General features: G+C 59.8%; 12 protein-coding genes. 5 read left to right on the top strand and 7 right to left on the bottom strand.

What is annotated here, in order from left to right; all coding sequences use genetic code 11:
* Positions 1–244: 244 nt before the first annotated feature.
* The 4 genes from BW995_RS02580 to BW995_RS02565 all read left to right on the top strand — a co-directional run bounded on the left by BW995_RS02580 (position 245) and on the right by BW995_RS02565 (position 5815).
* Complete coding sequence (locus BW995_RS02580) at positions 245–2155, top strand: peptidylprolyl isomerase (RefSeq protein ID WP_076398579.1); 1911 nt, start codon at positions 245–247, stop codon at positions 2153–2155.
* Between the two features lie 378 nt (positions 2156–2533).
* The gene (trpE, locus tag BW995_RS02575; RefSeq protein ID WP_076398577.1) at positions 2534–4036 is read left to right on the top strand and encodes an anthranilate synthase component I; all 1503 of its coding nucleotides are present in this window, start codon (positions 2534–2536) and stop codon (positions 4034–4036) included.
* A 534-nt stretch (positions 4037–4570) separates the two neighbouring features.
* The gene (locus BW995_RS02570) at positions 4571–4846 is read left to right on the top strand and encodes a hypothetical protein (RefSeq protein ID WP_076398576.1); all 276 of its coding nucleotides are present in this window, start codon (positions 4571–4573) and stop codon (positions 4844–4846) included.
* Between the two features lie 78 nt (positions 4847–4924).
* Complete coding sequence (locus tag BW995_RS02565; RefSeq protein WP_076398574.1) at positions 4925–5815, top strand: 23S rRNA (adenine(2030)-N(6))-methyltransferase RlmJ; 891 nt, start codon at positions 4925–4927, stop codon at positions 5813–5815.
* 68 nt (positions 5816–5883) lie between these two features.
* Here the strand turns inward: BW995_RS02565 and BW995_RS02560 are convergent, their stop codons facing one another.
* The 4 genes from BW995_RS02560 to BW995_RS02545 form a co-directional block, all read right to left on the bottom strand.
* Positions 5884–6699: a M48 family metallopeptidase gene (locus BW995_RS02560; RefSeq protein ID WP_217696035.1), complete on the bottom strand. Its 816-nt coding sequence runs from the start codon at positions 6697–6699 to the stop codon at positions 5884–5886.
* Positions 6696–7070 (bottom strand): hypothetical protein, encoded by a 375-nt coding sequence (locus BW995_RS20370; protein ID WP_139332719.1) that lies wholly within the window; start codon positions 7068–7070, stop codon positions 6696–6698. The genes BW995_RS02560 and BW995_RS20370 overlap by 4 nt, the downstream gene beginning before the upstream one ends.
* Positions 7071–7628: 558 nt before the next feature.
* Complete coding sequence (locus tag BW995_RS02550; protein ID WP_076398569.1) at positions 7629–9545, bottom strand: propionyl-CoA synthetase; 1917 nt, start codon at positions 9543–9545, stop codon at positions 7629–7631.
* Between the two features lie 395 nt (positions 9546–9940).
* Positions 9941–10114, bottom strand: a complete 174-nt coding sequence (locus BW995_RS02545) for a YdcH family protein (protein ID WP_076398568.1) — start codon at positions 10112–10114, stop codon at positions 9941–9943.
* Between the two features lie 154 nt (positions 10115–10268).
* On the opposite strand from BW995_RS02545, the gene BW995_RS02540 reads away from it, so the two are divergent.
* Positions 10269–10868: a UbiX family flavin prenyltransferase gene (locus tag BW995_RS02540; RefSeq protein WP_076398566.1), complete on the top strand. Its 600-nt coding sequence runs from the start codon at positions 10269–10271 to the stop codon at positions 10866–10868.
* Positions 10869–10871: 3 nt separating this feature from the next.
* Here the strand turns inward: BW995_RS02540 and BW995_RS02535 are convergent, their stop codons facing one another.
* The 3 genes from BW995_RS02535 to BW995_RS02525 form a co-directional block, all read right to left on the bottom strand.
* The gene (locus tag BW995_RS02535; RefSeq protein ID WP_076398564.1) at positions 10872–11669 is read right to left on the bottom strand and encodes a DODA-type extradiol aromatic ring-opening family dioxygenase; all 798 of its coding nucleotides are present in this window, start codon (positions 11667–11669) and stop codon (positions 10872–10874) included.
* A 346-nt stretch (positions 11670–12015) separates the two neighbouring features.
* Positions 12016–13023 (bottom strand): methyltransferase domain-containing protein, encoded by a 1008-nt coding sequence (locus tag BW995_RS02530; RefSeq protein ID WP_076398563.1) that lies wholly within the window; start codon positions 13021–13023, stop codon positions 12016–12018.
* Positions 13024–13029: 6 nt separating this feature from the next.
* Entirely contained in the window at positions 13030–14166 is a 1137-nt protein-coding gene (locus BW995_RS02525) for a Gfo/Idh/MocA family protein (protein WP_084194518.1), read from the bottom strand.
* Positions 14167–14240: the final 74 nt, after the last annotated feature.

The following is a 14240-nucleotide window of genomic DNA, read 5'->3' as shown; positions in this document are numbered from 1 at the left end:
GGTGTACCATGCCCGCTGGCACTTGCCAACCGGACTGCGGTACCAGACCGGCGCTCCACAAATGGAAAAGCTGCCGGAATAGGGATTGCGTCAGCCGGAAAAGGCTTTACCTTGCAGGACAAAGCCTGCGCTTTTATCATGCCTTGCCAGATGCAGCCCCTTGGGGGACCAGCTCCCTGGCGGGTTAAAAGAGCGCCAAGGCCCTCGTCCGCTGTCGTTGTCACTATATGGAACACCGTGCTCCATGCTTGAATTTCTTCGCAAGTCCGCTGGCTCGTGGGTCGCAAAGGGACTGTTTATCCTTCTGATCCTCAGCTTTGGTGTCTGGGGCATCGGTGACGTGGTGCGCAGCAGCGGCGCTCCGAAAGCCGCCATCGTGGTGGGTGATGTTGAAGTCTCGCCAGCCGCCGTCCGGCAGGCGTTCGACCAGAAAGTCGAACAGTTCCGCGGCTTCCTTGGCGACCAGATGACCCGCGAAACCGCCCGTCAGATGGGGCTGGCCGATGCCACCGTGCGCGAACTGGCCCAGACCGCCACCATGGACATGCTGGCCAAAGACATGGGCATCACCGTCAGCGATGACGCCGTGCGCGCCGAAATCGTGAAAACCCGTGCCTTTTATGATCAGGGCGGCAAGTTCAGCCCGGAGATTTTCCGCGCCAAGCTGATGCAGGCCAACCTGACCGAAAGCGGCTATGTCGCCATGCTGCGTGACAGCCTGCGCCGGGAACGGATCGAAAGCCTGATCGCCACTCCGCCCGCCGTCCCGGCGGCGCTGGCCGATCCGGTGTTCCGTCATGATCAGGAACGCCGCACCGCCGAAAGCCTGACCGTTCATCCGGCAGCGTTGACCGTCACCGGCCAGCCCGCCGCCGAAGACCTGGAAAAGCTGTACAAGGAGCACATCCAGGAATTCACCGCCCCGGAATACCGCAAGATCACGGTGTTGACCCTGACCCATCAGCAGATGGAAAGCCGCGTGCAGGTCAGCGAGCAGGACATCAGCGACCACTACGCCGCCAACAAGGCCAGCTTTGCCACCCCGGAACAGCGCAGCGTCATTCAGGTGCGCGTGCAGGACGAAGCAACCGCCGCCGATATCGCTGCCAAAGTCCGCGGCGGGATGTCGCTGGCCGATGCCGCCGCTGCTGTCAAGGCCTCGGCGCCGACCTCGATGGGGACCGTTGGCCCCGGTGCCCTGCCGGAAGAAGCCGACAAGGCGGTGTTCGCCCTGACCGTTGGCGGTATCACCGACCCGATCCACAGCCCGCTGGGCTGGCACGTGTTCAGCATCACCGCCATCACCCCGCCGCAACAGCAGACGCTGGCACAGGTGCACGACGGCATTGCCACGTCACTGCGTCAGGAACGGGCGATTGACAAGGTTTATGAAGAGTCCAAGACCCTGCAGGACACTCTGGGCGGTGGCGCGTCACTCGAAGAGGCCGCCAGCAAGCTGGGCCTGACCCTGTTCACCATCGAGCAGACCGACATTGACGGCAAGGCCCCCAACGGTGACTTCGCCAAGGGCCTGCCGAGTGATGCCGCTCTGGGGCAATCGGTGCTGAAGGCTGCCTTCCCGCTGCAAACCGGTGAAGAAAGCCCGCTGCAGGAAATGGGCAACGGCTATTTCATCGCCCGCGCCGACAGCATCACCCCGCCGACCCCGCGCCCGCAGGACAGCGTCGCCGATGCCCTGCGCCAGCTGTGGGTCAGCCAGCAGCAGGCCGCGCAGGCCAGCGCCAAGGCCGACGAGCTGGCGAAGAAGATCGACGGCGGTGCCGCCATGGCCTCGCTGGCGCAGGCCCCGGCGGTGACCTACAGCAAGCACTCGCCGCTGACCCGTGACGGCCAGCCGGTGCCGTCCGCCGACCTGCAACCGAACCCGCTGCTCAGCCCGGCGCAGGTCAAGCAGGTGTTCTCGCTGACCACCGTCGGAGCCTCTGCCGTGGTGGCGACCGAAAACGGCCCGACCATTGTCCGTCTCAGCGCCATCGACAAGGCCGATCCGGCACAGAACAAGGACAAGCTCGACGCCCTGCGGGAGCAACTGGCCTCCGGGTTGGCTCAGGACATCGCCTCCGAGGCTCTCGACGCCTACGGCGCCAGGTTCGGGGTGAAGGTCAATCAAAGCGTGATCGACCAGGCCCTGTAAGTACGTTTACCCCCGGCCCTGGAGCAGCGTGCGTTAAATCGGACACCACGGTTACACGACAGTTTGAAAACAAGAGCGGGCTACCGCCCGAGCCCGTTTGGGGCCTGAGGCCCCAAGCCCCCATTTTCTCTTTTATGATCAAAGGAATGGGGTCTGGGGCCGACTGGCCCCAGCGAGGTGTGGAGCAGCGCTCCACGTTACTGTCGTGTACCATGATCGGACACAGGCACGCTGCTCCAACTTTTTGTTTTGTCGCATTGTTGTTGCGAAAACCGGTTCCCACTTTTCGCACAATGCTCTATGCCCCTGCACAGGCTTCGGGCCGGTTCTTTTGTCCACCCTGATGATCCCCTCAGAAAATCATGAACGGATTGTTCGATGCATAGCCTTCCCGCCCTTGATGATTTCCGCGCAGTCTACCAGCAAGGTCGGGCGCAGGTGGTCTGGACCCGTCTGGTGGCCGACCTGGAAACCCCCGTCTCGGCCATGCTGAAGCTGGCCGACGGGCAACAGAATGCCTTTCTGCTGGAATCCGTCGAAGGCGGATCGACCCGCGGCCGCTATTCCTTCATCGGCCTGAAGCCGGATATCCTGTGGCGCAGCCGGGGGGCCAAGGCCGAAATCAACCGTCAGGCCCGCACCACCCCCGACGCCTTCGACGACGCCGGCGAAACCATGCCGTCGCTGCGCGCCCTGCTAGCCGAAAGCCGGATTGACCTGCCTGCCGCCCTGCCCCCGATGGCCGCCGGCCTGATCGGTTATATGGGCTATGACATGATCCGTCAGGTCGAACGCCTGCCGGACGAAAACCCCGACACCATCAACATCCCCGACAGCATTTTCATGCGTCCGACGGTGATGGCCATTTTCGACAACGTCGATGGTCTGGTGACGGTGGTGACGCCTGTGCGTCCGCAGGATGGCATCAGCGCCGATATCGCCTATACCCAGGCCCAGGAACGCCTGAGCGACATCACCGCCGACTTTGAGCGCAACCTGCCCTATCGCCGCGAAGCCAACCGCACCGTTGACGAAGCCCCAACGCCGGTCGCCAACGTTTCGCGCAGCGGGTTCCACGACATGATCCGCAAGGCGAAGGAATACATCGCCGCCGGGGACATTTTTCAGGTGGTGCTGTCCCAGCGGTTCCGCATTCCGTTCCGCCTGCCGCCGTTCGCCCTCTATCGCGCCCTGCGCCGCACCAACCCGTCGCCGTTCCTGTTCCACCTGCAACTGGGCGGCTTTGCGCTGGTTGGCTCCAGCCCGGAAATTCTGGTCCGTCTGCGCGATGGCAAAGTCACCATCCGCCCGATCGCTGGCACCCGCCCGCGCGGCAAGACCGCCGAAGAGGACCGCGCCCTGGCCGAAGACCTGCTGGCCGACCCCAAGGAGCTGGCCGAGCACCTGATGCTGCTGGATCTGGGCCGCAACGACGTTGGTCGGGTGTCGCAAATTGGCAGCGTGTCGGTCACCGACAAGATGATCATCGAAAACTACTCGCACGTCATGCACATCGTCTCGAACGTCGAGGGCACCCTTGACGCCAGCAGGCACGATGCCATGGATGCCCTGATGGCGGGCTTCCCTGCCGGGACAGTCTCTGGTGCGCCAAAGGTTCGCGCCATGCAGATCATCGACGAGCTGGAAAGCGAGCGCCGCAGTTTCTATGCCGGAGCGGTGGGGTACTTCTCGGCCAATGGTCAGATGGATACCTGCATCGCCCTGCGCACCGCTCTGGTCAAGGACGGCGAGATGATCGTGCAGGCCGGTGCCGGGGTGGTGGCAGACTCTGATCCCGACAAGGAATGGGAAGAATGCCACAACAAGGCTCGCGCTCTGGTGCGGGCCGCCGAAGAAGCGGTGAAATTCGCCGGACGCTGAGCCATCAAAAGGCTAGACCGATGTGCCTGCGTCAGATCATGGCTCACGACAGTGGGCGGTATCAGTGCGGGCTACCGCTCGAACCCGTTTGGTAACGATGCCCCCAAGCCCCCATTTTTTCTTTCAATATCAAGTCAATAGAGTCCGGGGCCTCAAGACCCCGGCGAAGTGTGGAGCAGCGCTCCACCTCCTTGCGTCCTGACTGTCGTGTCCTGTGGCTTCAGACTGGTCCAGAGCATAGCCCACAAGAACCCCACTCAGCCGGATCACCCATCCTGAGTGGGGTTTTTGTGTCTGCACGGGCATTGTACGCAAACAGCATCCTCACCCATCCGTACAAAAACCTCATATACAAGAAGGCTTTATAAAAAAAGTCCCGGTGCCACCCGACTTTTTCAATTCTTCCTTGCGATATTTCATTGTTTAAAACCATCCCTATGCGCACATTATTACAGTCTGAAGAAAAAATTTTGCACCGCAGCAGCAGGCCGTATCCCCCTGCTGATCGCCTCACCCCATCCACAGGAGGATGTCATGGGCCAGATCATTCCTTATGGTGCGATTCGCACCCTGCGCGCCTGCAAAGACATAGAATCCTCCAGTCAGGAAATCCTGAAAGGACTGGGGCAAATGAGTGACGACGCCGACCGGGCGCGCAACCAGTTGGCCGATGCCGCACGCAGACTGGAAGAAACCCTGGTGCATTACGGTGATGCCCAGCGCAAGCTGCAGGCCGTGCAGGACAATTATCTGGCAACGATGAAGCTGGTCGATGAAATCATGTCCACCAGTCAGGCGTTCCAGAAATAGACCTGCAAGCGATCGTGTACCGAACCCGCATTATGCTTTATGGTCCGGGATCTGGTGCACACGCTGACAGGACTTCCGATGAACTACCGTCACGCCTATCATGCAGGCAATTTTGCCGATGTCTTCAAGCATGCGATCCTTGCCCTTTGCCTCGAACACTTCAAAACCAAGGACAAGCCATTCTTTGTGCTCGATACCCACGCCGGTATCGGTCGTTATGACCTGAGCGGGATCGAAGCCGGAAAAACCGGCGAGTGGCAAGACGGCATTGGACGACTTCAGGATGCCGCCACCAGGGGGGCTCTGTCCCCTGTTCTGCTGGATGCCCTGCGCCCGTATCTTGACGCGGTTGCCGCAGAAAATCCCGCGGGCGGTTTTCGCGTATACCCCGGCTCGCCTTGTCTGTCGCAACACCTGTTGCGGGACAACGACCGCTTGTTCCTGTGCGAACTGCATGCCGAAGACGAGCAGACCCTGTGGCAGACCGTCGGGCGCGACAAGCGGGTAAAGGTCGAGCATCGGGATGGCTACGAAGCCCTCAAGGCTGTCCTGCCGCCCAAGGAACGGCGTGGAATGGTGCTGATTGATCCGCCGTTCGAACAGCCCGACGAGTTTGATGCGATGGAACGCGCGCTGGCGGATGGGGTCAAACGCTGGGCCAGCGGCTGCTTTGCCCTGTGGTATCCGATCAAGGACCGGCTGGAAATCGCCACCTTCCACGCTCATCTGGAAACGCTTGATCTGCCGGAAACGGTGGCGCTGGATTTTTACATCCGCGACCCGCAACAGATCATGCCGGGCAGCAGCCTGATCGGCTGTGGCTATGTGCTGGTCAACCCACCCTATGGCCTGATGCGTGTCATCGAACCGCTGATGGACGGCCTGCTGGCCAACCTGCGTCAGGATACCCCGAGCAGGGTCGCTGGCAAGGGGGCCTTCTGGCGTTTGCAGACACTGAAATACGCCTGACAGCCCGTTTGTCGCAAGCACTGCACGGGACAGGTCAAACTCCTGTCCCGTGCAGCGAGCAGGCTTCGCTATTCTGCCGGAGCCGAAGCGACATCAACCGGGCGTGCCCCCACAGGATCGTTACGGAACAGGATATCCAGTTCCTCGACCCGGACTGTCAGCCGGGGGTGGGTGGCAAAGATCGTGCTGATAAAACCAAAAAATGGCGGCACCAAGCGCTCCTGCTCGCGGAATGCCTGCAAATCAACCTGCTTCCTGAAACGCAGCGATCCACTCGCCAGCAAAATCAGCGCCGACTTGCTGGCCGCCGGATCACGCAGCCATGCCGCAGCCACCCGGTCAGAGGTCAATTCGCAGGCACGGGAATAGGCTGCCCCCAGAAAGGGGATAAAAAAGGCAGGCTTGATCAACAGGTTGCGCCAAAAGGCTGTATGACCTGCGGCATGGTGAGCCAGTTCGTGCGCAATCACCATCCCCAGCTCTTTGGCTGACATCAGATCCACCAGATGTGAGTACAGCAACACATAGCGACGCTGCAGGAGCTTGACCGCCAGAGCGTTAATCACCCCGCCTGAATTGATCACGAACACCTCGGGGGTGCTCCGCAATCCCATGTCCGTCGCACATTGCTGGCAAATGGCATGGATTTCGGGAAACTGGCGAGGAGAAACCTGCACCGCATTCCCAAACAACTGCGCCCGCAGGAAGCCTTCGGCCACATACAAAAAGAAGGCAATCACCAGAAGCCAGACAAGAATCAGGCCCATCGTGGAAATCAGCACCAACAGCCAGATCAGCCCCCCCAGAATGGCGGAAATGATGAAGTAAGACTTTTCATTCCCGTGGCGCAGGCTGACCATGTTCATCAGAGCATCAGGCATCATTCGCTCCCCCACACACCGTTACCGTCCTCGACGGCGCGGGCCTGCGCATCCATCAGGTTTTTCATCGAGACATCGCTCACCAGAGCAAAGCCCGAGTAGACCAGAATTTCAGCCAGATCATCCCCATCCTTGTCCAGGCAGACGGCTTTGCCGGTATCTGCGGACACATGGCAGGTCACATCCCCACTGGATGCAAGGTAATCGTTGAAATCTGTCAGGTACGTCTCGTCATGGACCGCTTCGATGCCAGCCAGCAGCAACGTCGTATCATCGATCAGGATCGTTGCCGTATCCTTGGCTGTTGCATGCCCGATGACCGTCACCTCCGAGGTCTTGGCCTCATCGCTCAACTCCATAGACAGCCTGTGCATCTGCTCCATGAGAGTGGCCGCCGAGATAGGACTGCTCTGATACAAGGCCCACCCCGCCGCCAACATTGCAAAAAAAACCAGCAGAAACAGCAGCGGCCCTTTCCGCGATGTCCCCTTGCTGATGGTTCCCTGATGGCTTCCCGCAGCCCGAGCGGCAGAAACGCTTCTCACCCGCTCGGCGGTATCGGCAGGAGTGGGCTGCGAGGCAGCAGGAGTCCCATGATCAGAATAATCAGGATAAGACCGAAACACCTCGGCAAGCGTCTCTGACTTGCCAAAATACAATGGATTTATTTGCGACACAGTGCTCCCCCTTCCGGAACCATGTGGTCATGCTGTCACCAGACCAGTGTGCGTTAAATGTGGCGCCACAGTACACAGGTACATTGATCCGGTTTTCTGGTTGGGCGCAGTGATCGTGCGCAGAACCGGGAGCATTTCTGCCTCCACGGCTTTACCTTCAAAAATGCAAAAGGAAGGACTGCCCCCCAGACAGTCCTTCCTCCACACCCCGACGACCTCCCGGACCATCAGGGTGCTGCATTCAGACACAGACCTTTACAGGGCTGCGTCAGTCCGCTTTTTCGCCAGACCGATCCCTTCCAGCGCTTCTTCGATTTCCGGCAGAATGTCCGGATCATCGATCGTCGCTGGCATCTTGAAGTCCTGATTGTCGGCGATTTTCTGCATGGTCCCGCGCAGGATCTTGCCGGAACGGGTCTTGGGCAGGCGCTTGACGATCACCGCCTGCTTGAACGCCGCCACCGGGCCGATCTCGTCGCGCACCAGCTTGACCAGTTCCTTACGGATGTCGTCTTCGCTGCGGGTTACACCCATCTTCAGGCAAACGAAGCCCAGCGGGGTCTGCCCCTTCAGGTCATCGGCCACACCGATGACGGCGCACTCGGCCACGTCAGGATGCTTGGCCAGCACTTCTTCCATCGCCCCGGTCGACAAACGGTGCCCGGCAACGTTGATCACATCATCGGTGCGGGTCATCACATAGATGTAGCCTTCATCGTCGATGAAGCCCGCATCACCGGTCTTGTAGTAGCCGGGGAATTCCTCCAGATACGACGAGATATAACGTGCTTCGGCATTCCACAGGGTCGGCAGCGTGCCCGGAGGCAGCGGCAGCTTGCACACCAGCGAGCCGATCTGGCCGGGTTCGACCTGATGGCGGCCTTCGTCAACCACCTGCACATCCCAGCCCGGCATGGCCTTGGTCGGCGAGCCGTGCTTGACCGGGAACTGGGTCAGGCCCAGCGGGTTGCCGCAAATGGCCCAACCGGTTTCGGTCTGCCACCAATGGTCAACCACCGGCACCTGCAGGTGCTCTTCGGCCCACTTCAGGGTTTCCGGGTCCGAGCGCTCGCCCGCCAGGAACAGCGACTGCAACGACGAACGATCGTACTTTTTCAGGAATTCGCCATTCGGGTCTTCACGACGGATCGCACGGAAGGCGGTCGGGGCCGTAAACAGCAGCTTGACCTTGTATTCTTCGATCACCCGCCAGAACGTCCCGGCATCGGGCGTTCCCACCGGCTTGCCTTCGAACACCACAGTGGTGCACCCGGTCAACAGCGGCGCATAGCAGATATAGGAGTGGCCAACGACCCAACCCACATCCGACGCGGCCCAGTACACATCCCCCGGCTGCACATTGTACAGGTTGGTCATCGTCCAGCGCAGAGCCACGGCATGCCCGCCGTTGTCGCGCACGACCCCCTTCGGTTGCCCGGTGGTGCCCGAGGTATACAGGATGTACAGCGGATCGGTGGCGGCCACCGTCACGCACGGATGCGGTTCGGCCTTGGCAACGGCCTCGGCCCAATCCACGTCCCGACCGGGGATCAGATCGGCCTTTTCCTGCTCGCGCTGGAACACCACCACCGAGCCAACCTTGTGGCTGGCATAGTCGATGGCAGCATCGATGTTCGGCTTGTAGCGCACCACCCGACCCGGCTCGAGACCGCACGAGGCACAGACCAGCGCCGTCGGCTTGGCATCATCAATGCGGGTGGCCAGTTCGTGCGGCGCAAAGCCACCGAACACCACCGAATGGATCGCACCCAGACGGGCACAGGCCAGCATCGCCACCAGCGCCTCGGGGATCATCGGCATGTAAACGATGACGCGATCGCCCTTCGTCACGCCCTGCCCGGCCAGGACACCAGCAAAGCGGGCGACCTGATCCTGCAGTTCGGCATAGGAAATCTTGCGCTTGGCACCGGTGATCGGGCTGTCATAGATGATGGCGGTCTGCTCACCGCGACCGGCTTCGACATGACGGTCAACGGCGTTATAGCAGGTATTCAGCTCACCACCGACGAACCAGCGGTACAGCGGCGCAGCGCTGTCATCCAGTACCTTGTCGGCGGGCTTTACCCATGCGATATCCTTGGCGGCTTCACCCCAAAAGGTTTCGGGATCTTGCAGCGACGTTTTATGAGCAATTTCGTATGCGTTGGTCATGGCCGGTCTTTGTCCCCTTTAATCTTGGTCCCCGCAAACGAGCAAAGCACCTTCGCGGGTCGGGGGCATACTGCCCCGAAACGAAACAAATGGAAAGCCCTTCACGCACCTCTTTTGATAAAATTACCTAATACGCCCGTCAAATGGACTTCCGTTACGTAAATCACACTTGCCACAGGTAAGGGAAGCCTGCTTTAACCATTGTATTCTGACCAGTTTCCACATCCAGAAACGAAAAACCCCGCCGGTAAGAATCCGGCGGGGCCTCCCTGTCAGGATGTTCACGGTGGATACAGCCGTCCTTTGGACTGGCGCCTACGGGCGGCCTTTCGCTGCGTTCAACACGTCGTGTAATAACTCCTGCTGTTGAGAACAGAGTGCGCTCACCGTTGGTCTCAGTGAGCCGGTTGGGCAATGCGCTCGAGTTCATCCTTGATACGAAGTTTCTGGCGCTTGAGGTCGGCGAGCATCGCCGGGTCAGGGACGGGGCGTCTGGCTTCCGCAACCAGCACCTCATCAAGTTCTGCATGCTTCATACGCAGGGAATCGATACGAGCGTCATAGCCCATGGCAAATCTCCCTTGATCGCCTGTCAGATACCCTGTAAACATATGCCCTTTTTTGCTCGGTTTCCAGTCCTTTCTGCAATAAATTGGTAACTGATGAAATTGAAACGACAATTTCGTTTCGCCATTCGGCTGCCAAACGCAACGGAGACACCCGATGACCACCCCACGGCGCATGATCGTTGGCCTCAGTGGCGCAACCGGCATCATTTACGGCATCAGGATTCTCGAGGTATTGCAAAGCCTTGGTATCGAAACACACCTGGTGATGACCAAAACGGCGGAAATCACCCTCGCCTACGAATCGGACATGAAGGTCGCCGACGTCAAAGCCCTTGCCAGCCACAGCCATCGCATTGATGACATGGCGGCAGCACCGTCTTCCGGCTCGTTCCGCACCATGGGGATGATCGTTGCCCCCTGCTCGGTGCGCTGCCTGAGCGAAATCGCCACCGGCGTCGGGGCCAACCTGCTGACCCGCTCGGCCGATGTCTGCCTGAAAGAGCGCCGTCGGCTGGTCCTGATGGTGCGCGAAACCCCGCTGCACCTTGGCCATATCCGCCACATGGCCGCCGTCACCGAAATGGGCGGGATCATCGCCCCGCCGGTTCCGGCCTTTTACACCCGCCCGCAAAGCATCGATGACATCGTCAACCATGCCGTTGGCCGGGTGCTGGACCTGTTTGATCTCGACAGCGAAATGATCGCCCGCTGGGGTGAGCCCGACGGCAGCGGGCCCGTCCCCGGGGGGAGATAAAGCTCACGAAAAGGCGTAGGCATCCATCCGCAGCACACCCAGTTCGGTTCCACGGTGCAAAACCGTCCCCTGCCCCTGATCACTGCCCGCGCCAGCGGCCACCAGCAACGGCAGGAAATGTTCCGGCGACGGGTGGTTGCGGGCGGCAAACGGCGCTTCGTGCCAATGATCGCGGATCTTTTCCCACTCACCGGCCACCACCGCATCTTCGATCCAGTTGCCAAAGCTTTCCACCCAGTCCGGCGCCGGGGCATCCACATTCCCCCAATGCACCGCCCGCAGGTTATGGGTCAGTGACCCGCTACCGATGATCAGGGCCCCATCCTCGCGCAGCGCCCGCAACGCCCGGCCAACGGCCCAGTGATGGGCAGCATTCCGGCCACTCTGCACCGACACCTGCACCACCGGAATTGTCGCCTGCGGAAACATCAGCGCCAGCGGAATCCACGTCCCGTGGTCATAGCCACGCTGACCATCGGCCCGCACCGCCACACCCGCCTGTTGCAGCAGACTGATCGCCCGCCGGGCAACTTCCGGCTGCCCCGGAGCCGGATAAACAGCTTCATAGAGCGGCTTTGGGAAGCCCCAGAAATCATAAATCATCGGCGGATTGGCGGCGGTCGAAACAGTGGCTTCCGCCGTTTCCCAATGGGCCGTCACCGAGACAATCACCGACGGCAAACGGCCGGCAGCCTCACTCAGGCTCGCCCCCAGCCCCAGCAGGGCATGATGCGACGGGGTGGGCTCCAGCAGAATGGCCGGAGAACCATGCGAAATGAAAACACTGGGGAAGAGCGACATGTTCAGCATCCTTGTTGCGTCGTGAGGTCAATCACCATGCCCTCACTGTACCCCCCAGCCTGCCACAGCAACAATCCGGCGAAGACCGCATACACTGTTTCCATATGAGAAACAGTTTTGGAGATGCGAACGTAAAAGTGGAAACCGGCTTTACGCGTAATAATTGTAATAAAACAAGAGTCTAAACTAGATCAGCGTGCGTTAAACCTAACCCCACAGTACACGACAGTAAGGGAGCAAGGGCGTGGAGCGCTGCTCCACACCTCGCCGGGGCCATAAGGCCCCGGACCCCACTCCTTTTATCTTTAAAGAAAGATCGGGGATCAGGAGATCAATACACCAATCCCTACGCCTTGATCGCAGCCACCCGCAGATATGAACTCAGCAGGTTCTCCTGCAGGAAAATTTGCAGGTTGCGCCGCAACATCGGGTCAGATCGCCCCATCAGATACCGCCAGAAGTCACCGCCGCCAGTTTCCTGTGGCACACGCTCGGCCAGATACGACGCCACGGTCTCGACATCCATCCGTCCCGGCGTGCTGAGTTCAATCACGCGCAGGCCGTGACGCTCCAGAGCCGTCTGGATACCTTCCACCGAAAAGACCGTCAGCCGATCCAGCGGAAGCAAACTGGGCGCATCACGCCCCAGCAAGCGGTGCTCCAGGCCACTGGCACAGGCCGCGGTGATCGCCAGCAGCCCCCCCGGAGCCAAATGGTCTGCCATCTGCCCCAGCAAACCATCCGGGTCCGAGTGGCGGTCCAGTGCAGTGTGTGTGACCAGAACATCAAAACCCTGCCCCGCCTGCTCCAGACTGCCGACCTGACGGACCCCTGGCGTTTCCAGTACCGTCGGAATGGGGGAAACGAGTGTTACCTGCTCGAACAGGCGATTCTCTGCCACATCGGCGAACCAACCGAGATTTTCGCCACCGATCTCACAGTATGATCTCCCCCCAACGCTGTTTTCATCACAGCGTTGCAACAACCAGTCCAGCACGTTGGTTCGCAAGGATGCCTGAAAACGCTCTTTCAGACGCTGCTCAAACAGGTGGCGGCGAAACTGGGCCGCCCGTCCCCGCACGCCCAGCACATCCAGAGCCGCCTGTTCCGGTACCGGTGACACAAAACGGGTAAAGCAGCGGGGGCAATCATGATAGGTGACACCATCCTTGTGAAACAGCACCGGCGCGCCCTGATAACAGCACCCCGGGCAATCCCGCTCAATCCAGCGTACCTCGTCTTCGATCAGCAAACGCGCCAGATCAAAGCGCAAATATTCGGCGTAACGGGAAAACTCTTTGGCCGGACGGACGGCATCGCGGTCAATTTCGTCCAGAATAATCGACGTTTTCATGGCCAGTTACTCCGCTAACGGGGCTGAAAGAGGAGACAACTGGTCTCCTTGACTGTACACAGCCTGCACCATCTGCATGACCGCCAGCGCATCGGCTGAATTGCCATCACCCACGACCAGATCCAGATCAATGGCCCGCACGAAATCCTCAACCTCCAGCTCCCACGAGCGATCTTCGCTATAGAAACTGATTGTCTCATCGGGATTGGGCAGCGGATACCCTTCGGCATCATACAGAACGCGGGCGATTTTCAGGCTTTCACGGCCATAGGTCTGGGTCGAAGACAATATGCCCTCCAGCTCCAGAAAACCGCGCTCAAGATAAAGGTCCAGCTTGAAGCGATGCCGCCATTGGGTGGCTGACGAATGCAGCATGGCAACGCGATCCCCTGCGGTCCGCATCATCACAAAGGCATTGTCTTCGACTGGCAAATTCCAGTACATCGCCCCCAAATAGGCTTTAAAATCAACGAAATCACCGCAGTACATCCGCATCAGGTCCATCATGTGGATGCCCTGATCAATCAGGATTCCACCGCCAGAGCGTGCCGGATCATTTCGCCAGTTGCGATCATAGGCATTGCCACCCGCCTTGCCGTAAATACCGCGCGCCCATAGCAGACGCCCCAGACGGCCTCTTTCAATCACCATCCGGGCATTCCGAACCGCTTCGTGGTAGCGATGGTTGAAGCCGAATTTCAGCTTGAGGTGTGGATGGGCATTTTCCGCAGCCCGCATTTTTTCGATATCGGCGACGGTTCGCCCCGGAGGCTTTTCGCAAAATACGTGGCACCCCGCATCCAGTGCAGCCACCGCGATATCAGGGATCATCTCGTTGGTTGTGCAGACGAACACAATATCCGGGCACATATCAAGAGCCGCCTGCCACTGTGTATGGACCGGCACCCCCACCTCACCACTTGAGGGCGGAGAGACATCACACACTGTAATCAGCCGCAAGCGGGGATGAGCATCAACAATACGATGACGTGTTCGCCCCACTTTACCATAGCCAATAATACCGACGGTATACTGCTGATCCATGGCGTCCTGCCCCCTTGTCGCCCTGCGTGCACTTTTCAGGTCAACCATCTGCCAGTGCCGGGAAACTTCTTTTCCATACAGCGGCAGATGATAAAACATTCACCCTTTCCAAAGCCTTAAATAAAAAAAGGCCCCGGTCGAAACCAGGGCCACAAGGTGCATAAGGATACCAC

The sequence above is a fragment of the Insolitispirillum peregrinum genome (genome assembly GCF_900156605.1).
GTDB lineage: Bacteria > Pseudomonadota > Alphaproteobacteria > Rhodospirillales > Rhodospirillaceae > Insolitispirillum > Insolitispirillum peregrinum.
This window is presented reverse-complemented; position numbering and strand designations above follow the sequence as displayed.

What these genes read in the sequence shown, in the direction of transcription:
- BW995_RS02570 (WP_076398576.1), top strand. Translation starts at nt 4,571, where the DNA reads ATGGGCCAGATCATTCCTTATGGTGCGATTCGCACCCTGCGCGCCTGC.
- BW995_RS02550 (WP_076398569.1), bottom strand. Translation starts at nt 9,545, where the DNA reads ATGACCAACGCATACGAAATTGCTCATAAAACGTCGCTGCAAGATCCC.
- BW995_RS02545 (WP_076398568.1), bottom strand. Translation starts at nt 10,114, where the DNA reads ATGGGCTATGACGCTCGTATCGATTCCCTGCGTATGAAGCATGCAGAA.
- BW995_RS02540 (WP_076398566.1), top strand. Translation starts at nt 10,269, where the DNA reads ATGACCACCCCACGGCGCATGATCGTTGGCCTCAGTGGCGCAACCGGC.
- BW995_RS02535 (WP_076398564.1), bottom strand. Translation starts at nt 11,669, where the DNA reads ATGTCGCTCTTCCCCAGTGTTTTCATTTCGCATGGTTCTCCGGCCATT.
- BW995_RS02530 (WP_076398563.1), bottom strand. Translation starts at nt 13,023, where the DNA reads ATGAAAACGTCGATTATTCTGGACGAAATTGACCGCGATGCCGTCCGT.
- BW995_RS02525 (WP_084194518.1), bottom strand. Translation starts at nt 14,166, where the DNA reads ATGTTTTATCATCTGCCGCTGTATGGAAAAGAAGTTTCCCGGCACTGG.
- BW995_RS02565 (WP_076398574.1), top strand. Translation starts at nt 4,925, where the DNA reads ATGAACTACCGTCACGCCTATCATGCAGGCAATTTTGCCGATGTCTTC.
- BW995_RS20370 (WP_139332719.1), bottom strand. Translation starts at nt 7,070, where the DNA reads ATGCACAGGCTGTCTATGGAGTTGAGCGATGAGGCCAAGACCTCGGAG.
- trpE (WP_076398577.1), top strand. Translation starts at nt 2,534, where the DNA reads ATGCATAGCCTTCCCGCCCTTGATGATTTCCGCGCAGTCTACCAGCAA.
- BW995_RS02560 (WP_217696035.1), bottom strand. Translation starts at nt 6,699, where the DNA reads ATGATGCCTGATGCTCTGATGAACATGGTCAGCCTGCGCCACGGGAAT.
- BW995_RS02580 (WP_076398579.1), top strand. Translation starts at nt 245, where the DNA reads ATGCTTGAATTTCTTCGCAAGTCCGCTGGCTCGTGGGTCGCAAAGGGA.